General features: G+C 69.4%; 18 protein-coding genes and 2 tRNA genes. 15 read left to right on the forward strand and 5 right to left on the reverse strand.

The features are described 5' to 3' along the window. The 4 genes from VF536_RS04530 to VF536_RS04545 form a co-directional block, all read left to right on the forward strand. The coding region (locus tag VF536_RS04530) for a bifunctional (p)ppGpp synthetase/guanosine-3',5'-bis(diphosphate) 3'-pyrophosphohydrolase (protein WP_331613614.1) at positions 1 to 2,100 on the forward strand (2,100 nt) is incomplete at its 5' end. A gap of 128 nt (positions 2,101 to 2,228) precedes the next feature. Next, positions 2,229 to 2,305: transfer RNA gene (locus VF536_RS04535), tRNA-Val, on the forward strand. 104 nt (positions 2,306 to 2,409) lie between these two features. After that, positions 2,410 to 2,486, forward strand: a tRNA-Val gene (locus VF536_RS04540). A gap of 67 nt (positions 2,487 to 2,553) precedes the next feature. Then, positions 2,554 to 3,897, forward strand: coding sequence for a diguanylate cyclase domain-containing protein (locus VF536_RS04545; protein ID WP_331613615.1), 1,344 nt, complete (start codon positions 2,554 to 2,556; stop codon positions 3,895 to 3,897). Between the two features lie 5 nt (positions 3,898 to 3,902). On the opposite strand, the gene VF536_RS04550 is transcribed toward VF536_RS04545, so the two are convergent. Beyond that, the gene (locus tag VF536_RS04550; RefSeq protein WP_331613616.1) at positions 3,903 to 4,430 is read right to left on the reverse strand and encodes a spore coat U domain-containing protein; all 528 of its coding nucleotides are present in this window, start codon (positions 4,428 to 4,430) and stop codon (positions 3,903 to 3,905) included. Between the two features lie 245 nt (positions 4,431 to 4,675). On the opposite strand from VF536_RS04550, the gene VF536_RS04555 reads away from it, so the two are divergent. From VF536_RS04555 to phaR, 9 genes are all read left to right on the forward strand, one after another. Continuing rightward, positions 4,676 to 5,800, forward strand: a complete 1,125-nt coding sequence (locus VF536_RS04555) for a hypothetical protein (RefSeq protein ID WP_331613617.1) — start codon at positions 4,676 to 4,678, stop codon at positions 5,798 to 5,800. Positions 5,801 to 5,823: 23 nt separating this feature from the next. Next, positions 5,824 to 7,080, forward strand: coding sequence for a toxic anion resistance protein (locus VF536_RS04560; RefSeq protein ID WP_331613618.1), 1,257 nt, complete (start codon positions 5,824 to 5,826; stop codon positions 7,078 to 7,080). Beyond that, positions 7,077 to 8,672, forward strand: coding sequence for a VWA domain-containing protein (locus VF536_RS04565; RefSeq protein WP_331613619.1), 1,596 nt, complete (start codon positions 7,077 to 7,079; stop codon positions 8,670 to 8,672). Before VF536_RS04560 ends, VF536_RS04565 begins: the two co-directional genes overlap by 4 nt. Before the next feature lie 27 nt (positions 8,673 to 8,699). Further along, positions 8,700 to 9,332, forward strand: a complete 633-nt coding sequence (locus tag VF536_RS04570) for a hypothetical protein (protein WP_331613620.1) — start codon at positions 8,700 to 8,702, stop codon at positions 9,330 to 9,332. Positions 9,333 to 9,358: 26 nt separating this feature from the next. Beyond that, positions 9,359 to 9,610 carry a ribbon-helix-helix protein, CopG family gene (locus tag VF536_RS04575; protein WP_331613621.1) on the forward strand — a complete coding sequence of 84 codons (252 nt, stop codon included), beginning with the start codon at positions 9,359 to 9,361 and terminating at the stop codon, positions 9,608 to 9,610. Further along, on the forward strand, positions 9,607 to 9,984 hold the full coding sequence (locus VF536_RS04580) for a hypothetical protein (protein ID WP_331613622.1): 378 nt from the start codon (positions 9,607 to 9,609) through the stop codon (positions 9,982 to 9,984). The genes VF536_RS04575 and VF536_RS04580 overlap by 4 nt, the downstream gene beginning before the upstream one ends. A gap of 58 nt (positions 9,985 to 10,042) precedes the next feature. Continuing rightward, positions 10,043 to 11,074 (forward strand): LacI family DNA-binding transcriptional regulator, encoded by a 1,032-nt coding sequence (locus tag VF536_RS04585; protein ID WP_331613623.1) that lies wholly within the window; start codon positions 10,043 to 10,045, stop codon positions 11,072 to 11,074. A 211-nt stretch (positions 11,075 to 11,285) separates the two neighbouring features. Beyond that, on the forward strand, positions 11,286 to 12,287 hold the full coding sequence (locus VF536_RS04590) for a tripartite tricarboxylate transporter substrate binding protein (RefSeq protein ID WP_331613624.1): 1,002 nt from the start codon (positions 11,286 to 11,288) through the stop codon (positions 12,285 to 12,287). A gap of 140 nt (positions 12,288 to 12,427) precedes the next feature. Further along, entirely contained in the window at positions 12,428 to 13,018 is a 591-nt protein-coding gene (phaR, locus tag VF536_RS04595; protein WP_331613625.1) for a polyhydroxyalkanoate synthesis repressor PhaR, read from the forward strand. 9 nt (positions 13,019 to 13,027) lie between these two features. Here the strand turns inward: phaR and VF536_RS04600 are convergent, their stop codons facing one another. From VF536_RS04600 to VF536_RS04610, 3 genes are all read right to left on the reverse strand, one after another. Further along, positions 13,028 to 13,297 (reverse strand): hypothetical protein, encoded by a 270-nt coding sequence (locus tag VF536_RS04600; RefSeq protein ID WP_331613626.1) that lies wholly within the window; start codon positions 13,295 to 13,297, stop codon positions 13,028 to 13,030. Between the two features lie 176 nt (positions 13,298 to 13,473). Beyond that, positions 13,474 to 13,941 carry a GFA family protein gene (locus tag VF536_RS04605; RefSeq protein ID WP_331613632.1) on the reverse strand — a complete coding sequence of 156 codons (468 nt, stop codon included), beginning with the start codon at positions 13,939 to 13,941 and terminating at the stop codon, positions 13,474 to 13,476. A gap of 56 nt (positions 13,942 to 13,997) precedes the next feature. Next, positions 13,998 to 15,752 (reverse strand): hybrid sensor histidine kinase/response regulator, encoded by a 1,755-nt coding sequence (locus VF536_RS04610; protein ID WP_331613627.1) that lies wholly within the window; start codon positions 15,750 to 15,752, stop codon positions 13,998 to 14,000. Between the two features lie 232 nt (positions 15,753 to 15,984). On the opposite strand from VF536_RS04610, the gene rimO reads away from it, so the two are divergent. Then, positions 15,985 to 17,412 carry a 30S ribosomal protein S12 methylthiotransferase RimO gene (gene rimO / locus VF536_RS04615; protein ID WP_331613629.1) on the forward strand — a complete coding sequence of 476 codons (1,428 nt, stop codon included), beginning with the start codon at positions 15,985 to 15,987 and terminating at the stop codon, positions 17,410 to 17,412. Between the two features lie 63 nt (positions 17,413 to 17,475). Here rimO and VF536_RS04620 read toward each other — a convergent pair whose 3' ends face one another. After that, on the reverse strand, positions 17,476 to 18,477 hold the full coding sequence (locus VF536_RS04620) for a hypothetical protein (RefSeq protein WP_331613630.1): 1,002 nt from the start codon (positions 18,475 to 18,477) through the stop codon (positions 17,476 to 17,478). A gap of 169 nt (positions 18,478 to 18,646) precedes the next feature. Here VF536_RS04620 and VF536_RS04625 point away from each other — a divergent pair. Then, the coding region (locus VF536_RS04625; RefSeq protein ID WP_331613631.1) for a PLP-dependent transferase at positions 18,647 to 19,623 on the forward strand (977 nt) is incomplete at its 3' end.

Consider the following 19,623-nt stretch of genomic DNA (forward strand, 5'->3'; position numbering starts at 1 on the left):
ACCGGCGAGAACGCCCTGGCCCATGCCGACGGCGTGGCGGCCATCCTGCAGGGCGTGGGCGCCGCGCAGGACCTGCAGGCGGCCGCCTATCTGGTCTATGCGGCCGATTTCCTGAACAAGCCCGAGGAGCTGGTCGCCAAGGCCTTCGGCGAGAGCGACGCGAGCCTGGTCGCGCACACGCGCCGGCTGGTGCAGATCCAGCGCGCGGCGCGCGAGGCGCGCGTCGAGGAACAGCGCCGGCAGGAACAGACCGAACTCGTGCGCAAGATGCTGCTGGCGTTCTCGCGTGATCTGCGCGTGGTGCTGCTGCGGCTGGCGTCGCGACTGCAGTCGCTGCGCTGGTTCGCGGCGAGCAAGACGCCGTGCCCGCGCGAGCTGGCGGCGGAATCGCTGCAGGTCTTCGCGCCGCTGGCCAACCGGCTGGGCATCTGGCAGATCAAGTGGGAGCTGGAAGACCTCGCCTTCCGTTTCCTGGAGCCCGAGAACTACCACCAGCTCGCCAAGGGCCTGCACGAGAAACGCGTCGAGCGCGAGCAGTCGGTGGAAACCGTGCGGGCCGCGCTGGAGCGCGAACTCCAGGCCCATGGCATCGAGGCACAGGTGCAGGGCCGGCCCAAGCACCTCTACAGCATCTGGAAGAAGATGCGCGGCAAGGGCCTGACGCTGGAGCGCGTCTTCGACCTGCGCGCCTTGCGCGTCGTCGTGCCGGAGGTGGCGGACTGCTATGCGGTGCTGGCGCAACTGCATGAGCGCTACGTCCCGGTGGACGGCGAGTTCGACGACTACATCGCGCGTCCGAAACCCAACGGCTACCAGTCGCTGCACACGGTGGTGATCGCGGCCGACGGCCGGCCGATGGAAGTGCAGATCCGCACCCGCGCGATGCACGAGCATGCGGAGCACGGCGTCGCCGCGCACTGGGCCTACAAGGAAGCGGGCACCAAGGGCTACGCCGGCGTGAGCGCGGCGGGCGAGTTCGAGGAACAGGTGGCGCAGGCGCGCAAGGCGGTGCTGCGGCAGCTGCTGGCCTGGGAGCGCGACTACGTCGCCGAGACCGACGCCAGCTTCGACGACCGCATCTACGTGTTCACGCCGCAGGCCAACGTGGTCGAGCTGTGCGCGGGCGCGACGGCGGTGGACTTCGCCTACGCGGTGCACACCGACCTGGGTCACCGCTGCCGCGGTGCGAAGGTCGACGGCCAGATGGTGCCGCTGAACACGCCGTTGCAGAGCGGGCAGACGGTGGAGATCGTCGCGCTCAAGGAGGGCGGTCCGTCGATGGACTGGCTCAACGCCGAACTCGGTTATCTGCAGAGCCCGCGCAGCAAGGCCAAGGTGCGGGCCTGGTTCAACGCGCAGGTGCAGACGCACACGATCTCGAAGGGGCGCGAGCTCGTCGAGAAGCTGCTGCAGCGCGAGGGCAAGACGGCGATCAAGCTCGACGACCTGGCGGGGCGGCTCGGCTTCAAGAGTGCCGAGGCGCTGTTCGAGGTCGTCGGCAAGGACGAGTATTCGCTGCGCAACATCGAGACGCTGCTGCGTCCGCCGGTGCCGGAAGCGGACGAGGAAGAGCTGCTCGTCCAGCGGCACACGAAGGGCGCGGTCGGGGAAGGGCGCACGCCCAAGGGCGGGGTGCTGGTGGTGGGCGTGGACTCGTTGCTGACGAGTCTGGCGCGCTGCTGCCGGCCGGCGCCGCCGGACGTGATCACCGGCTATGTGACGCGCGGCAAGGGCGTGGCCATCCATCGTTGCGACTGCGCCAACCTGCGCCAGATGGCGCAGTCGGCGCCGGAGCGGGTGATCGCGGTCGCCTGGGGCGAGCCCGCGCCGGACCGCGCGGGCAAGGGCGCGATGTATCCGGTGGACCTGGTCGTCGAGGCCACGGACCGGCCGGGCCTGCTGCGCGACGTGCTGGAGCTGTTCGCGAAGGACAAGCTCAACGTGATCTCGGTGAACCAGCAGAGCGGCAAGGGCAAGCCCTTGCGCAACGACCTGTCGCGGATGAATTTCACCGTCGAGGTGAGCGATGCGCAGCGGCTGCAGCAGACGCTGGTGGCGCTGTCGCAGGTCTCGGGGATCCGCAGCGCGCGGCGTCGCTGACGCCGTCCCCTCGTCGTCTCAGGGTCTGCCGCTCGCGGCCTTGTCGAGGACGCCGTGCGACGGCTGTTCTTTTTGCCTCAGCTTCCTGGACGGACCTGAAAATCCGGCTTATACTGCGAGGCTTCTCCAGGCGCGTAGCTCAGTTGGTTAGAGCACCACCTTGACATGGTGGGGGTCGTTGGTTCGAATCCAATCGCGCCTACCAGATTTGGTAGGCAAGTCCTTCGGGACACCTCAGATGAATCGCCCGCTTCAACGGGCGATTTCTCTTACGGACCAGTGGATTGACCACCGCTGGCCGAGTATTTCAGGCGCGTAGCTCAGTTGGTTAGAGCACCACCTTGACATGGTGGGGGTCGTTGGTTCGAATCCAATCGCGCCTACCAGCATTGGTAGGAAGTCCTCCGGGACTCGATACGTCAGCAAACGCCCGCCGCAAGCGGGCGTTCTGCTTTGTACGCCCGCCGCAAGCGGGCGTTTCGCTTTCTGATTCGGTTTTTCCTTCCGATGCCGGGCGCTGACTCGCGGCCGGCCTGCGGCTTGTGCGATGACCGTGATGGTCGGCAAAGGCACTGCTTTTCCGCCCTGCAGCGCGTCGATCCCGGCGCTAGGATGCCGCGATTCCGGCACCCGCACACGCTCTTGGCGACCGTCTCCAATCCCTTGCTCCGGCGCATCGCGCGCGTCCTGCAGCTGTCCCAGGCGGTGGCGCTGGTCCTGGTGATCGGCGCCGCTGGCGTGCTGGTCGACAGCGCCCGCCGTTACGGCGACGCGAACGATCTGGTCGCCCACACCCATGAGGTCCTCGACCAGCTGAACCAGCTGCGCTCCGGGCTGCTGCGCGGCGGCATCGCGCTGCGCAATTTCGCGCTGGTGCCGCATGCAGAAGCGCTCCAGCGGCTGCGCGCCGCCGCGTCCGACGCCAGGCAGACGGCGGAAACACTCGAATCGCTGGTTCGGGACAACCCCGCGCAGTTGGCCGTGGCAGCAGAGGTGAGGTCCGAGACGTTGGAAATCACCGGCTGGTATCTGGCCTCCGCCGTGATCGGGGACCGCGATGGGGCCGAGGCCTTGCGGCACGGACTCGACGCGCGCATCACGAACGACTCGTCGAAGCGGCTGCGGCAGTTGCTTGACACGATGGAGCGCGCCGAGCGTTCCCTGCTCGCGGCCCGTCAGGCAGGGCAGGAGCGCGGCCTCCAATCGGTCAAGCGATCGGCCCTGGCGCTGGCGGCGCTGTTCATCGCCTTCACGCTGTGGACCATCGGCTACGCCAGCCGCCTCGTCCGCGCCAGCGACCGCGACATGACCCAGCTGGCGACGACGGCCGACACGGACCTGCTGACCGGTCTGGCCAACCGGCGTTCGCTGGAGCGGCGGGCGCAAGAGCTCGCGGGTCAGCCGATGAGCGTCCTCGTCTTCGACCTCGACGACTTCAAGCCCGTCAACGACCGCCACGGCCATGCGGCCGGCGACGCCGTGCTGCGCGCCGTCGGCCAGCGCCTGCGGGCCCAGTGCCGGGAGGGGGACGTGCCGGCGCGGGTGGGTGGCGATGAGTTCGTGCTGCTCCTCGCCGGCGCGCCGGAAGAGTTCCGTCTGGCGCAGATCCGGCAGCGCCTGTTGCAGGCCCTGACCGAGCCCATCGCGATCGACGGCGGCATGGTCAGCGTGGGTGCGTCCATCGGCTACGCCGTCGGAGACGGCCAGGCGAGCTTCGAGCACCTGCTCGAAGCCGCGGACGACATGTCCTACGAAGAGAAGAAAAGAAGAAAGCTCCGGGCGCCCTTGCGGGCGTGAGGGGATCAGTAGGTGATCGTCACGGTCACGGTGTCGGTGTACGCGCCGGGCACCACGCCGGCCAGCGTCGGCACGCGGCCGTAGACGCTGATCGACTGCGAGCTGCCGGTGCCCGTGCCGCTCTTGGTGCTGGAGCTGGCGGTGCCGTCGCCGAAGACGGTCGTGCGGCCCGAATCCAGGTAGAGCTGATAGCCCAGGGTGTTGGCGCCGCTCTTCATCGTGCGGGAGGTGAAGTTGGACGCGCCGCCCGCGTTCGAACCGGCGTTCAGCGAGACCGCGTACGGCGTCGTGTTGGAGCAGGTGACGGTCAGCGTGGACGAGGCGTCCAGCGGCACGCCGACCGCCAGGGGATCGATCGCGCTGCCGAAGTTCAGCGCCGAACCGGACACGGTGCAGGAGCTGGTGATCGTCGCGGTCACCTGGAAGGTGTTCTGCGCGGTGTTGGCGTTGGCCGCCGCTGCGACGGAAACCGCCAGGCCCAGGCCGATGGCGATGTGCTTGAACTTGCTGGCTTGCTTCGAGATCGTGTTCATGTTGGCCCCCTGTTGTCGATGGATGAATCTTCGTTCTCACGACTGGTTACCAACAGGAGGAGATAGCGGTACCAGGGGTCGGGCGGGGTCCGCACCGCGATGTAGGGAAAGTGCCGACGGCTGTGAGGCGGCGGGCCGCCCGCCACGCCGGGGCTCATGACAGTCGTGTGACATATTTCCGTCATCACCCGGCGATATCGTCCTCGGCAGCGTGAGCTTTCACGCGCCTTCAGGGGCTCGTCACCTTGGACATTCGCAAACTGGTCGCCCCCGTGCTGGCGATCGCGCTCCTCGCCGCCGTGGGCGGCGGCGTCTGGTACTCCAACGCGCGGCTGGACCAGGACAAGGTCGCCGCCGCCACCGCCCAGCAGGTGCGGGACCGTCAGGTCGCGCTGCGCGGATTGATCGGCTCCGAGAAGGAAGCCTTCTTCAACGATCCCCGCGTCCAGCAGGCGCTGGCCGCCCGGGGCCTCACGGTCACGGTCGAGAAGGCCGGCTCCCGGACCATCGCCAACCGCGTCGACGCCGCGAAGTACGACTTCGGCTTCCCGTCCGGCGCGCCCGCGGGACAGCAACTGAAGGCCGCGGCCAAGGCCGCCAACGTCTACACGCCGTTCTACACGCCCATCGTCTTCGCCAGCTGGAAACCGATCGCCGAGATCCTGGTCGCCAACGGCATCGCCCAGCGCGAGGGCGATTTCTATTACATCGTCGACCTCCAGCGCCTGATGACGCTGATCGAGCAGAACGCCCGCTGGCGCGACCTCAAGAAGAGCGAGGCCTTCGCCACCGGCAAGGCGGTGCTGGTGAACTCCACCGACGTGCGCACTTCCAACTCCGCGGCGATGTACCTGGCGCTGGCCAGCTACCTGGCCAACCAGCAGCAGATCGTCCAGAGCCAGGAGGAGGTCGACAAGGTCCTGCCGCTGGTCGCGCCGCTGTTCCTGCGCCAGGGCTTCCAGGAACAGAGCTCCGCCGGCCCCTTCGAGGACTACCTGGCGCTGGGCATGGGCAAGGCGCCGCTGCTCGCGGCCTACGAGTCGCAGATGGTCGAGTTCTGGCTGCGCAATCCGGACCGGCTCAAGGGCGACATGGTCGTGCTCTATCCGCGCCCGACCGTGTACTCCAAGCATGTGCTGGTGCCCTACAACGAGAAGGGCGCGCGCCTGGGCGAGGCGCTGGACACCGACCCCCAGCTGCGCGAGCTCGCGCATGAATACGGTTTCCGCACCGGCGGCGACGTGAAGGGCCCGGAGACCTGGGCCCAGCGCGGCGTCAAGGTGCCGCCGGTGCTCGTCGACGTCGTCGACCCGCCCAGCCACGAGTGGCTGGAACGAATGATCCAGGGCGTCGAGGCCCGGTTCAAGTGACGCTTCATCCCGAGGAGGACCGCATGACCGCTTCCCAGACCCCGATGCAGACCACGACCGCGACCGGCAACGCCGCGCTGGACCAGCTTCAGCCCCCGCAGTCCTTCACGCTGGAACCGCCCGCGCCGGTGCAGGTCGTGCCTGCGGAGGCGGCCGCAGGCAAGGTGAAGCTCAAGCCCGAGGACGTCGCCGAGCTCGACGGCCAGGTGCGCCAGTTCATCGATGACATCACGACGCACGACAGCCAGCATCCGACCTTCAAGCAGGCCGTCGAACGCATCCACGCGATGGGCAGCAAGGACATCGAGGCGGCGTCCGCCGCCTCCAACCGGATGCTGGACCGGCCCGTCGGATCGCTGAAGAGCGGGCTGCTCGACCAGGGCGCGCAGATCGGGCAGTCGCTGGTCGACCTGCGCCGAACGGTCGAGGACCTCGACCCGTCGCGCCAGGGCGATCTGTTCTCCGCGCGCAAGCTGCTCGGCTTCATCCCGCTGGGCAACAAGCTGGCGGACTACTTCGACCGCTACCAGTCCTCGCAGTCGCACCTGAACGGGATCATCGAGGCGCTCAAGGGCGGCAAGGACGAGCTGCTGCGCGACAACGCCGCCATCGAGCAGGAGAAGGTCAACCTCTGGACGCTGATGGAGCGGCTGGAGAAGTACATCCACATCGGCCGCAGGCTCGACGGGCAGCTCGAGGCGAAGGCGCGCGAGCTGGAGCTCTCCGACGGCGAGAAGGCCCGCGTCGTGCGCGAGGAGATGCTGTTCTACACCCGCCAGAAGGTGACGGACCTGCTGACGCAGCAGGCGGTGAACATCCAGGGTTACCTGGCGCTGGACCTGATCCGCAAGAACAACCTGGAGCTGGTGAAGGGCGTGGACCGCGCGACGACGACGACCGTTTCAGCGCTGCGCACCGCGGTCATCGTCGCGCAGGCGCTCAACAACCAGAAGCTGGTGCTGGACCAGATCTCCGCGCTGAACACCACGACGGGCAACCTCATCGCCGGCACCAGCGAGATGCTGCGCGACCAGAGCGCCGCGATCCACCAGCAGGCCGCCTCCAGCACGATCGAGATCGCCAAGCTGCAACTGGCCTTCACCAACATCTACCAGACGATGGACACCATCGCCGACTTCAAGACGAAGGCGCTGGCGTCGATGCAGACGACCGTGGACACGCTGTCCGACGAGGTCGCCAAGAGCCGGACCTATCTGGACCGGGTGCGGCGCCAGGAATCCGCCGCGGCGCTGCAGGCGTCGGGAGAGGTGTCGTTGTGAGCGGCGTGCGTCGCTCGGCGATGGGATGGTTCTCCCTCGCGCTGTTGTCGACGGTGCTGGTGCTCGGGGGCTGCGGCAAGCGCGAGGCCGACACGCCGTCCGCCGACGCGACGAAGGCGGGCACCGAGGCCGCGTTCACCGTGCTCGCCGGCTCCGAGGTCAAGGACCTGGAACCGGCGATCGTCGCGGCAGGGCGGGCGGCCGGCGTGACGGTGAAGATGAGCTACGCCGGCACGCTCGACATCGTCGAGCGCATCAACGCCGGCGAGCGCTTCGACGCGATCCTGCCGCCCAACGGCGCCTATCCCTCGCTGGCGCTGAAGACGCCGCCGCTGGCGCGCGAGAAGCTCTTCTATTCGCGCATCGCGCTCGGCGTGAAGGCGGCCAAGGTGGCCGAACTCGGCTGGAGCCAGCGCGCGCCGACCTGGGCCGACATCGCCAAGGCGGCCAGCACCGGCAAGCTGCGCTACGCGATGACCAACGCGGCGAGTTCGAACTCGGGCATGAGCGCGCTCTTCGCGGTCGCCGCCGCGTCGTCGGGCAAGACCGAGGACATGGCCGCGTCCGACGTCGATGCCAAGGTCATCACCGCCTTCCTGTCAGGCCAGCGGCTGACCGCCGGCAGCTCCGGCTGGCTGGCCGACGCCTTCACGAAGGACCCCGGGGCCATCGACGCGATGGTGAACTACGAGGCCGTGATCCTGCGCGCCAACGAGAAGCTGGCGCAGGACCAGCGCCTGACGCTGGTCTATCCCCGCGACGGGATGATCTCGGCCGACTACCCGCTGATGCTGCTGCGCGAGGACCGGCGCGAGCCCTACAACAAGCTGGTCGCCGCGCTGAAGGCGGCGGACTTCCAGCGCGACGCGCTGGGCCCGGCCTTCCTGCGGCCCGCGAATCCGCAGGTGGCGACCGCGGCGGCGCTGCCGACGGCGGCAATCGCGGAGCTGTCCTTCCCGAACCGGCTCGAGGTCATCGACGCCGTGCTCACGGCCTACCAGTCGACCTGGCGCAAGCCGTCGACGTCCATCTTCGTGCTGGACATCAGCGGGTCGATGAAGGGCGAGCGCATCGAACTGATGCGCGAGGCGCTGAAAGTGCTCAGCGGCGCGTCGCAGGCAACGGCCAGTGCGCGGCTCACCGCCTTCCAGGGACGCGAGCGCGTGTTCCTCATCCCGTTCGACGACCGCGTGGGCGATCCGGTCCTGGTGGCCTTCGAGGCCGGCGACATCGACGGCTCGCGCGCCCGGCTGGCCGGCGTCGCCGACGAGCTGCGGCCGCGCGGCGGCACCGCCGTGTATTCGGCGCTGGCGGCGGCGCTGGAACTGGCCGCGCAGGAGTCGCGCGAGCACCCGGACCGCTTCGTCAGCATCGCGCTGCTCACCGACGGCGAGAGCAACAGCGGGATGTCCTTCGCGGCGTTCCGCTCGCGCTACGGGCAGGGCGCGCCGGCGCGCGTGTTCCCCATCCTGTTCGGTGAAGGCAACGTCGACGAGATGAAGCAGATCGCGCAGATGACCGGCGGCCGCGAATTCGACGGACGCCACTCGCGCCTGGCGCAGGTGTTCCGCGAGATCCGCGGTTATCAGTGAACGAGTGAACGCGCCGGAACGCCCGCCATGACCGCCTCGAGACCGCTGAAGCTGCGCGCGCTGCTGTTCCTCTACGGCAGCGGCAACATCCTGGGTTGCGCGCTGGCGCTGATCGGGCCGGCCCTGCTGTTCGCCGGCGTCATCGATCGCGGCTGGCTGGCGATCACGGCGGGCCTGTACGTCGCCGGCCTGCTGCTCGGCCGTCGCCAGCCCGAACTCGAACGCGCGATCGAGGACAGCCTGACCCACGAGCAGACCTTGCAGCGGCTCGACGAGGTCATCGCCCACGCGGTGCCGCATCTGCCCGAGGAGGTGAAGCCGCGCTTGGCCGCGATTCGCGACGCCGTTGCCGAGGTGCTGCCGCGCCTGCGCGGCACCGGCCTGCACAACGAGGACCTGTTCACCGTGCGCCAGACGGTGCTGCGCTACCTTCCGGAGACGCTGGCGAACTACGTCGCGCTGCCGCCGGCCTTCCGCGTCAGCCACGCGCTGAAGGACGGGAAGACCGCGCGGCAACTGCTCGCGGAACAGTTGGCGCTGCTGGAGACCCAGATGCGCGAGATCGTCGCCAACGCGGCGAAGCAGGACGCCCAGGCGCTGATCGCCAACGGGCATTTCCTCGAAGAGAAGTTCCGCCAGCCCGACTTCCTCGCGCGCTGAGACCCGCGCAGAACCCGCGAGCTCGCATGACCCGCACCATCGTCGACATCCCGGCCGCGCAGCTCGTCGAGATCGACCGCCTGTGCAAGCTGATGGGCATCTCGCGCGCCGAGGCGGTGCGGCGGGCGCTCGCCACGTTCGCGCAGGGACATGTCGAGGTCACGCCGGAGGCGTTCGGGTTGTGGGCCTCGCGCCGCGGCGGCACCGACCCGGCGCGCGCACCGGATCGGTCGGAGCGGGGGGACGACCGCGCATCCGGACGGAGCGCTGACCGATGAATGCCGTCATCGACGAGGACGTGCTGCTCGACTACCTCAACGGTGTGCCAGCGGCGGCGCAGGCGCTGGACGCCTGCGCGCACCGGTCGATCAGCGTGCTCACCTGGCTGGCGGTGATGGCGCGTTGTCCGCCTGAACTGCTGGAGCCGACGCGCGGCTTCCTCCGGACCTTCGAGCGCCTGTCGATCAGCGAGGCCGTCGCCGACGAGGCGCTGCGGCTGCGACTCGCGTCGCCGTCGCTCGACCATGCGCGCGCGATCGCCTGGGCCGCGGCCAACGTCAATCAACTGATGTTCGTGACCTCGCGGCGCGACGGGATCGAGGAGGCGGGGCGCAACGTCGTCATGGCTTACGAAGGGCGTCGCACCAGCTGACGAACGGGCGATCGACCGGCGTCATCTCCGCTGATCGCCCGCCATAATCGACCGCCATATGTCCGACATCGAGACCTTCCCCCGTCCCCGCCGCCGCAAGGGCAGCGGCGCCGTCACGCTGCGCGACGTGGCGCAGATCGCGGGCGTGGCGCCCATCACCGCCTCGCGCGCGATCAACAACCCCGCGCAGGTGTCGCAGGAAGTCCGCGAGCGCGTGGCCGAGGCGGTCCGCAAGACCGGTTATGTCCCCAACCTGCTGGCCGGCGCGCTGTCGTCGATGAAGAGCCGCATGGTGGGCGTCGCGGTGCCGACGATCGCCGGGCCGGTCTTCCTCGATACCGTGCAGAGCCTGACCGAGGCGCTGTTCGAGGCCGGGTACCAGGTCTTGCTCGGCCAGACCGGCTACGACAACGCGCGGGAGGAGGCCTGGCTGGACGCGATGATCGGCCGCCGCCCCGACGGCCTGGTGCTCACCGGCACCAGCCATTCCGAGCAGGCGCGCACCCGGTTGCGCGCCTCGGGCGTGCCGGTCGTCGAGACCTGGGACCAGAGCGACGATCCGATCGACATGCTGGTCGGCTTCTCCCACGTCGAGGTCGGCCGCAAGGTCGCGTCCTTCCTGCATGAGCGCGGTTACCGCCGGCTCGCCGGCGTGGGCGGCAGCGACGAGCGCGCGATGCGCCGGTTCCGCGCCTTCCAGGAGCAGGCCGGGACGCTCGGCATCGCCGACGTGCCGGTGGCCACCGTCGCCACGCCGACGACCCTGGGCAGCGGCCGCCGCGGGCTGGCCGAACTGCTGGCGCATCCGGATGGCGTGGATGCCGTGTTCTGCAGCTCCGACTCGCTGGCGCTGGGCGTCGTGATCGAGGCGCAGGCGCGCGGCCTGCGCATCCCGGAAGACCTCGCGATCGTCGGCTTCGGCGACCTGGCGCTGGCCCGGGACCTGGAGCCGGCGCTGACCACGGTCCGCATCGACGGTTTCGCGATCGGACGGCAGGCGGCGCGCTTCATCCTCGACCGCGCCGGCGGCAGCGTCGACAGACGCGCCGTCGACATCGGATTCGAACTGGTCCAGCGCGCCAGCGCTTGAGGCGATGCGGAGGCTGCTGGCCCTCACCCCCCGCCCTCTCCCGCAGAGCGGGAGAGGGTGCCAAGGCGCGCGCGCACCCGGTGGAATCCCTCATGAACGCAATCTTGACGTGGTAGATGGTACCGATACCATTTGACTCATCAGAAGAGGGCATCGGACCTTCGTCGATGTCGACGAGGGCCGCGCGCCCTCATGGATGGAGACAAGCGACATGAATTCGGTGATGCGGGGCCGCGTGCGCGTCCTGGCCGCTGCGGCGGCGACGGTGGTGCTGGGCATGACGGCGATGACGGCGCAGGCCGCCGACGCCGGCAACTGGCCGACCCAGCCGGTGAAGCTGATCGTCCCGTTCGCGCCGGGCGGCACCTCCGACGTGCTGGCGCGCGAGATCGCGGCGCGGCTGCAGGTCGCGCTCAAGCAGACCATCGTGGTCGACAACAAGGCCGGCGCCGGCGGCGTGCTGGGCGCGGACAGCGTGGCCAAGGCCGCGCCGGACGGCTACACGATGCTGCTGGGCACGATCGCGACGCACGCGATCAATCCGTCGCTGCTGCCCAAGATGCCGTACAAGGCCGACCGCGACTTCGCGCCGGTGATCCTCCTGGGCAAGATCTCCAACGTGCTGCTGATCGGGCCGGGCTCGCAGGCCAAGACGGTCAAGGACATCATCGCGGCCGCGAAGGCCAAGCCCGGCGACATCACCTTCGCCTCGGCGGGGCAGGGCACGTCGCAGCATCTCTCCGGGGAGGTGTTCCGCCTGATGACCGGCGCGGACCTGACGCACGTGCCCTACAAGGGCAGCGCGCCGGCGATCCAGGACGTGATGGGCGGGCAGGTGCCGATGAGCTTCGAGACGGTGACCGTCGCGTTGCCGCAGATCAAGGGCGGCAAGGTCAAGGCGCTCGCGGTGACCTCGGCCAAGCGCAGCGCGCAGTTGCCCGACGTGCCGACGCTGGCCGAGTCCGGCGTGCCCGGCTTCGATGTCTCGAGCTGGCAGGCGCTGTACTTCCCGGCGAACACGCCCGCGCCCATCGTGGCCAAGCTCAACGCCGAGGTGCAGAAGATCGTGGCGCTGCCCGAGGTGAAGGCCAAGATGGAAGGGCTGGGCCTGGAGTACACGCCCAACTCGCCGGCCCAGTTCGCCGAGTTCCAGAAGGCCGAGCAGGCCAAGTGGGCCAAGGTCATCAAGGACGGCAACGTCAAGCCGGACTGAGCGCGGTCATGCCCTTGCCGCACCCGGCGCGTCCGGTCGCGGCAGGGCGCATCCGCCTCCCGCACAGCAAGGGAAATCACCCGGCGGGCCGCTTGCCGGGCGCCTCCTAGAATGGGTCGGAGACCCTCAGAGGAGACAGCATGGCGACGGCCCGACGCGGCAAGACCGCAACCGGCAGCGAGGACCCCGCGCAACCCAAGGGGCCGCGGGTGCTCAAGAAGTACCCCAACCGGCGGCTGTACGACACGCAGACCAGCAGCTACATCACCTTGGCGGACGTCAAGAAGATGGTGCTCGGCGGCGAGGACTTCGAGGTCCGCGACGCGAAGTCCGGCGATGAACTGACGCGCTCCATCCTGCTGCAGATCATCCTGGAAGAGGAGATGGGCGGCATGCCGATGTTCTCGACGCCGCTGCTGGCGCAGATCATCCGCTTCTACGGCCATGCGATGCAGGGCCTGATGGGCGCCTACCTCGAGAAGAACCTCGAGGCCGTCACCGAGCTGCAGAGCCGCTTCGCCGACCCGAGCAAGGGCGGGGGCTTCGATCCGCAGCTGTGGTCGCAGTTCATGAGCGGCCAGGCGCCCATGATGCAGGGCCTGATGGGCAACTACCTCGAGCAGTCCAAGAACCTGTTCCTGCAGATGCAGGAGCAGTTCCAGAGCGCGGGGAACATCTTCCCCGGCGTTCCAGGGATGCCAGGCTTCCCGCCGCCACCGCCGAAGAAGTGAGCCGCGCGGTCAGCGCTTGAGCGGCTCGTCGGCGCCTTCGCCGGCGAGGCGGCACTCGCTTTGATGCAGGGTCGCGTTCACGACCACCGGCGTGCCTTGTCGCGCCAGGCAATCCTCGCGATCGCGGGCGGGGTCCTGGTCCGTCCACACGGCCAGCAGCACGATCACCGCGACCAGCGCCACCGCCGTCAGGACGGGATGACGCTTCGTCCAGGCGAAGGGTTCCTTGCGCGCGCGCGGCGCGACGTCCAGGAGCGGGGCGGGGCGGGTATTCGACATGGGCGCGATGCTAGACAGCCGGTTGCCCATCGTGGGCGAGGCGTGCCCGCGGCGCCGTGACCGAATGCGCGGCGAGCGCCTGTCCGGCGCCTCGGGCCCCCGGGTCGAGGGGAGTCGGCGGCGCCCGACCGCGCGGCCACCGGGTGCGGTCCTGGAGCTCGGTGCCGGACAGCCTCCTAGAGCCCGTGCCGCCGATGCCAGTCGGCCAGCGACTCCTCGGGGAAATGGCCGTAACGCGCATCGCCCGGCTTGCCTTCCACGTCGACCCAGGGCGCCTTGGAGTCCAGCAATCCGTGCACGTTCTCCGGCGGCTCGGGCAGCGGCGTGTCGATCGCGCTGGCATGGGGGTGGATCAGGTCGGGCCAGTTGTCGTCGTACATCCAGAGCGCGGTGCCGCAATGGCCGCAGAAGTGGCGTTGGCCGCTGCTTTCCTTGCCGTCGATGACGGCGCGATAGACCTTCAGGTCGCGCTTGCCCTTGATCAGCTGGAAGGTGGTGTTGTCCGCGCCGATGTTGATCGCGTAGCCGCCGGTGCCGGCGGTCTTGCGGCAGATCGTGCAGTAGCAGCGCATGAACGGGTAGGGCTCGGTCGAGTCGACCGAGAAGCGGATGCGGCCGCAGTGGCAGGAGCCTTCGAGGTGCATGGTCATGCTCTCCTTGTCGGCCCCTTCCGGCAACGCACGTGCCCTGGGGTGGTCGATCAGCCCGGTGACGACAAGACCCGCGATCCGAGCATCGATCGCAGCACCGCATGCAGCGACGCCGGCAGCACCGGCTTGCGCAGCACGAGGAAGCCCTCGGATTCGGCGCGGCGCAGGTCGGGCAGGTCGAGCTCGCCGGTGACCACCAGGCCGCGTGCGAGCGGCAGGCGGTCCAGCAGGTCCTGCAGCAGCGCGTAGCCGCCGTCGTGGTGCCCCAGTCGCAGATCGCTCACCACGACGTCGGGTTCGAAGTCGGCGTCCAGCACCGCATGGGCCTGCGAGGCATCGCCCGCGATGCGGCAGTCGATGCCCCATTCGCCCAGCAGGTGGGACAGGCCGCGGGTCACGCCGAGGTCGTCGTCGACCACGAGCACACGGCCGCCGAGCCGCTCGAAGACATGCGGGGCCGCGGACGCGCGTTTCGCCGCCGTCGCCGGGACGGCCGCGCCGCGCAGCGTGATGCGGAAGCAGGAGCCGCGACCCGGCACCGAATGCCAATCGATCGCCGCTTCCATCCGCCGCACGCAGTCGCGCACCACGGACAAGCCCAGGCCCTGGCCGTCGCCGGTGAGCCGCGCCGCGTCGTCGCCGCGATGGAACTGGGAGAACAGCGCTTCGCGCTTGGTCGCCGCCATGCCGATGCCCGTGTCCCAGACCTCGATGGCCCAGTGGTCCTGGCGTCTGCGCACCGCCAGCAGCACGCCGCCTTCAGGCGTGTAGCGCAGCGCGTTGTGCAGCAGGTTGGCGAGCGCGCGTCGCAGCAGCATCGGCTCGGCGACGACCCAGGCGGGCGCTTCCGGCCCGCGGATGCGCCAGTCGAGGCCGCGCGCCTTCGCTTCCGGCTGGAAGCGTTCGTGCAGTTCCGACAGCAGCGGTGCCAGCGCCAGCGGCTGGAGCGTGAGCTCGGCGCTGCGGCTGTCCAGCGCGGAGACGTCGAGCAGCGCGTTCAGCAGGTCGTTGACGTGGCCGGCGGCCTGGGAGATGTCGACCAGCAGCGGCCGCAGCGACGCATCCTGGTTGCGCTGGAGGGCCGCCTGCGCGGTCAGCGTGAGCGCGTAGAGCGGCTGGCGCAGGTCGTGCGAGGCGGTCGCCAGGAACAGGCTCTTCTCGCGCGAAGCGGCTTTCGCGACATCGCGGGCCTCCCTGTGCGCGAGGGCGAGCGCCTCGCTCTGGCGCTTCAGGCGCGATTGCTGGACGAGGAAGCCATTCGAGGTGCGCGCGTGGCGCCACACGAGCCATGGGAAGAGCAGGCACAGCGGCAGGACGATCGTCCAGTGCGTGGGGAAGGCGAAGGGGACCGCCGCCGTGGCCATGGCCCACGCGGGAACGAGGAAGCGCGCGAAGAACGGCAGGTCCGCGGCCGCGAAGGCGGCGGTCGATACCGTCGTGCCGGCGAGCACGAGGTACAGGAAGATCGCGTGCTCGAAGACGCCGCTGGCGGCGGCGACCCCCGGCAGCAGGCCCCACAGGACACCGAATGCGATCGCGATGCGCTCCAGCGGCGGCGCCCAGCGCGCCACGAAGTCGTCGGGGTTCATGGACGCGGCTTCGCGCCGGAAACGGCGGCGCGCGACCGCGACACCGATCGAACTCAGCCCGTAGGCGATCGCCCAGGCCCAAGCCCACACGGCGGCCGGGCTGCCGGCCGGCGTGCTCGCGACCACGACCGGCGGCAGCACCAGCGCGGCGAGTTCCACCGAGGCGCGGTCGCCGATCAGGGGCAGGAGCTCGGAGCGCGGGGAGGGGTCGGACATCGAGGCGGGAGGAAGAGGACAGGGCCTGGCGGGAGAGACGGACCGGAGGGGCGAGTATCCCCGTAGCGGCCCGCCGGGGCGGCACGCGACGATCCCGGCCCGTTACCGGTCGTGCGAGCGGCAGTCGTGCACGAGTCGTGGGCCGGTGCCATGAACCCGCCCCTGTCTGGAAAATGCCGGGTCGCTTACAATGCCGCCCCAGCCCTCAGCCAGATCGCCCGGCGGAACCCAAATGGAATCAACGACTTACGACCCCACCGCCGCCGCCAGGATTGGAGGCCCCGTGGGTAGCCCCGCGCCGAAGATCGGCTTTGTCTCGCTCGGCTGCCCCAAGGCGCTGACGGATTCCGAGCTGATCCTCACGCAACTGCGCGCCGAGGGCTACGAGACTTCGAAGACCTTCGCTGGCGCGGACCTGGTGATCGTCAACACCTGCGGCTTCATCGACGACGCCGTCAAGGAATCGCTGGACACCATCGGTGAGGCCCTGGCCGAGAACGGCAAGGTCATCGTGACCGGCTGCCTGGGCGCCAAGGCCGGCGCGAGCTCCGACAACATGGTCCGCGAGATCCACCCGAGCGTCCTCGCCGTGACCGGCCCGCATGCGACACAGGAGGTGATGGACGCGGTCCACACCCACGTGCCCAAGCCGCACGACCCGTTCATCGACCTGGTGCCCGAGGCCCGCGGCATCGCCGGCATCAAGCTGACGCCCAAGCACTACGCCTACCTGAAGATCTCCGAGGGCTGCAACCATCGCTGCAGCTTCTGCATCATCCCGAGCATGCGCGGCGACCTGGTCTCGCGCCCCATCGGCGACGTGCTGTCCGAAGCCAAGGCGCTGTTCGAATCCGGCGTCAAGGAACTGCTGGTCATCAGCCAGGACACCAGCGCCTACGGCGTCGACATCAAGTACCGCACCGGCTTCTGGGACGGCAAGCCGGTCAAGACGCGCATGTTCGACCTGGTCGCGCAGCTCGGCGAGATCGCCAAGCCTTACGGCGCGTGGGTCCGCCTGCATTACGTCTACCCGTATCCGCACGTCGACGAGATCGTGCCGATGATGGCCGAGGGCCTGATCCTCCCGTACCTGGACGTGCCCTTCCAGCACGCCCATCCCGATGTGCAGAAGCGCATGAAGCGCCCGGCCAACGGCGAGAAGAACCTCGAGCGCATCCTGCGCTGGCGCGAGATCTGCCCCGAGCTCGTGATCCGCTCGACCTTCATCGCCGGCTTCCCCGGCGAGACCGAGGCGGAGTTCCAGTACCTGCTCGACTTCATGCGCGAGGCGCAGATCGACCGCGCCGGCTGCTTCGCCTATTCGCCGATCGAAGGCGCGCCGGCGAACGCGCTCGACGGCGCGCTGCCGGACGAGGTCCGCGAGGAGCGTCGCGCCCGCTTCATGGCGGTGGCCGAGGAAGTGTCGATCGCCAAGCTGCAGCGCCGCGTCGGCGCGACCATGCAGGTGCTGGTGGACTCGGCGCCGGCGCTCGGCCGCAAGGGCGGCGTCGGCCGCTCGTATGCGGACGCGCCGGAGATCGACGGCACCGTGCGCCTGCTGCCGCCGGAGAAGGCCAGCAAGCAACTGCGCGTCGGCGAGTTCACCCGCGCCCGCATCGTCGGCGTCGAGGGCCACGACCTGATCGCGCTGCCGATCTGATCCAGCGCTTCGGCGCCCGATGAACGCCGGCCTCGCGCCGGCGTTTTTCCTGGCGCGAGCGATTCAGGTCGCGTTGGCGATCCAGACGTGGCGCATCATCTCCGGCGCCGTCGATGGCCGGCGAGCCATCGCCTCGACGTGATCCGCGACCAGCCCGCGCAGGATGAGCCGCTGCTGGTTTTCGTCGTCGGTCGAGCTCTTGAGCAAGGTTCGGCGCTCACCGGCATCCATCCCCGCAAGCACCGACGAGTAGAAGCAATCGCCGTCACTCGGGACGGGCACGATATTGCCGTCCACGATGGCGTCGTAGTGGGCCGCGTGCAGACGCACCCGGACCGGCGTGCTGCCCGGTGCCTCGGTGCCGTATCGATCGCGTTCGCGGCCGGTGCGGTCCTCGATGCTCAGTGCGCGTCCCGTCGGCCAGCCGGGCAGGCTTGTGACGGCGCGTACCGAGAACTCGCCACCGAGTCCTGACCACGCGCGCGAACGACGGATCTCCTTGGCGCTGCTGTGCAGCGCGGCTGCGAACGCGTCGTTCTCATCCACGAACCGCGTCACCTCGGCGGGCTTGACCAGTTGGATCGTCTGGTGGCTGCGGCGTGTCGGCGTCTCGAGGGTTTGCAGCTGGCGCAACAGGGTGTCGAAACGACGTGGGATCGCGGACTGAAAGTCCTCAGGGGCGATGGCTGCTGTCAGCAGCCTGGCCGTCAGCGCTTCCCTGGCCAGCAGGATGTCCGGCCAGCCACGGCGATCGATCACTAGGGGGATGGCCGGCGCCGCGTCGACGCAGGCCATCACATGCCTCAGCAGTCCATGAGGGAGCGACCGGCCCCGTCGACGGACCTGGTCCGCGAGCTCCGCGAGCAGACGGCACAGCGCATTGCCGCTCAGCGGTTCTCCGGGGCGCCGTTCGGCCCAGTCGCGATGGTCTCGGCGCCAGTCGAGCGCCGACCGCTGCGACGCAGGGGCAGCGTCGATCCATTCGAAATCCTCGGACGCCTCGTCCGAAGGCCTGAGTTCCCGCGACTGCGGGGCGGCGACGCTGGAGCGGGTGACGGGGCTCATGGGCTCTTGACGGTGGAGGAGTTCGGATGACTACCGTTGTGCAAATCCATGGCACGAATGTTCTGGCGCCGGATGTGTTTCGAAGCCTTGTTTGATCTGATCGGTGCGGCATGCAGCGCCGGGCGTACTGGAGAATGACCGCTGGTTGATTCCCGATCCAGGAGATCCTGTGACCCAGCGCGGCCCTTCCACCGAACAGATCCACCACCCGTACCGGGCGCCCGACGGCTGGGACGCCGTGCCTGTGCCGGTGGCCAAGGCCTCGACGGTGCTGTTCAAGAACACCGCCGAGTTGCACCGGCCGCGCGCCAAGGACGGCGTCAGCTATCGCTACGGCCTGCCGGGCACGCCGACCACCTACACGCTGGCCGCGCGCATCGCGACGCTCGAACATGCCGAGCATTGCGTGCTCACGCCCAGCGGCGTCTCCGCCATCACACTGACCAGCCTGGCCTTCCTCCAGCCCGGCGACGAGGTGCTGTTGCCCGACAACGTCTACGGCCAGAACCGCCACCTCGCCAACGGCCTGTTGACGCGGCTCGGCATCACGCACCGCTTCTACGATCCGCTCGACGTGCCGGCGTTCGAGGCGATGCTGTCGGCGCGCACGAGGCTGGTGTGGCTCGAAGCCGCCGGATCGATCACGCTGGAATTCCCCGATCTGATCGGGCTGCTGCGGGCCTGCCGCGCGCGCGGCGTGCTCACCGCGCTCGACAACACCTGGGGCGCCGGGCTGGCCTTCAATGCCTTCGAGGTGGCGCCTGACGTCGCTCCCGGACTCGGTGCCGACATCAGCATGCAGGCGCTGACCAAGTTCCCGTCCGGCGGTGCGGACCTGCTGATGGGCGCCGTCTGCACGCGCGATGTGGCGCTCAACCGCCAGTTGGTGGCGACGCACGAGTACCTCGGCTACGGCGTCGGTCAGAACGACGTCGAGGCCGTGCTGCGCGGGTTGCCCAGCATCGCGCTGCGCTACCGTGCGCAGGATGCGGCGGCGCGCGAACTCGCCTGGTGGATGGCCGACCGGTCCGAAGTGGCGCGCGTGCTGCACCCGGCGCTGCCGGACTCGCCCGGCCATGCGTTCTGGCGGGACGTCAGCCCGCAGGCGGGCGGGTGCCTGTTCTCGGCGGTGTTCCGCCCCGAGTT

This window comes from Roseateles sp. (genome assembly GCF_036486225.1).
Classification (GTDB): Bacteria; Pseudomonadota; Gammaproteobacteria; order Burkholderiales; family Burkholderiaceae_C; genus Roseateles.

Bases quoted from the DNA above. Each gene is read 5' to 3' on its own strand.
- VF536_RS04550 (WP_331613616.1), bottom strand. From the start codon at position 4,430: ATGAACACGATCTCGAAGCAAGCCAGCAAGTTCAAGCACATCGCCATC.
- VF536_RS04560 (WP_331613618.1), top strand. From the start codon at position 5,824: ATGACCGCTTCCCAGACCCCGATGCAGACCACGACCGCGACCGGCAAC.
- VF536_RS04570 (WP_331613620.1), top strand. From the start codon at position 8,700: ATGACCGCCTCGAGACCGCTGAAGCTGCGCGCGCTGCTGTTCCTCTAC.
- VF536_RS04575 (WP_331613621.1), top strand. From the start codon at position 9,359: ATGACCCGCACCATCGTCGACATCCCGGCCGCGCAGCTCGTCGAGATC.
- VF536_RS04580 (WP_331613622.1), top strand. From the start codon at position 9,607: ATGAATGCCGTCATCGACGAGGACGTGCTGCTCGACTACCTCAACGGT.
- VF536_RS04585 (WP_331613623.1), top strand. From the start codon at position 10,043: ATGTCCGACATCGAGACCTTCCCCCGTCCCCGCCGCCGCAAGGGCAGC.
- VF536_RS04590 (WP_331613624.1), top strand. From the start codon at position 11,286: ATGAATTCGGTGATGCGGGGCCGCGTGCGCGTCCTGGCCGCTGCGGCG.
- phaR (WP_331613625.1), top strand. From the start codon at position 12,428: ATGGCGACGGCCCGACGCGGCAAGACCGCAACCGGCAGCGAGGACCCC.
- VF536_RS04600 (WP_331613626.1), bottom strand. From the start codon at position 13,297: ATGTCGAATACCCGCCCCGCCCCGCTCCTGGACGTCGCGCCGCGCGCG.
- VF536_RS04605 (WP_331613632.1), bottom strand. From the start codon at position 13,941: ATGCACCTCGAAGGCTCCTGCCACTGCGGCCGCATCCGCTTCTCGGTC.
- VF536_RS04610 (WP_331613627.1), bottom strand. From the start codon at position 15,752: ATGTCCGACCCCTCCCCGCGCTCCGAGCTCCTGCCCCTGATCGGCGAC.
- rimO (WP_331613629.1), top strand. From the start codon at position 15,985: ATGGAATCAACGACTTACGACCCCACCGCCGCCGCCAGGATTGGAGGC.
- VF536_RS04620 (WP_331613630.1), bottom strand. From the start codon at position 18,477: ATGAGCCCCGTCACCCGCTCCAGCGTCGCCGCCCCGCAGTCGCGGGAA.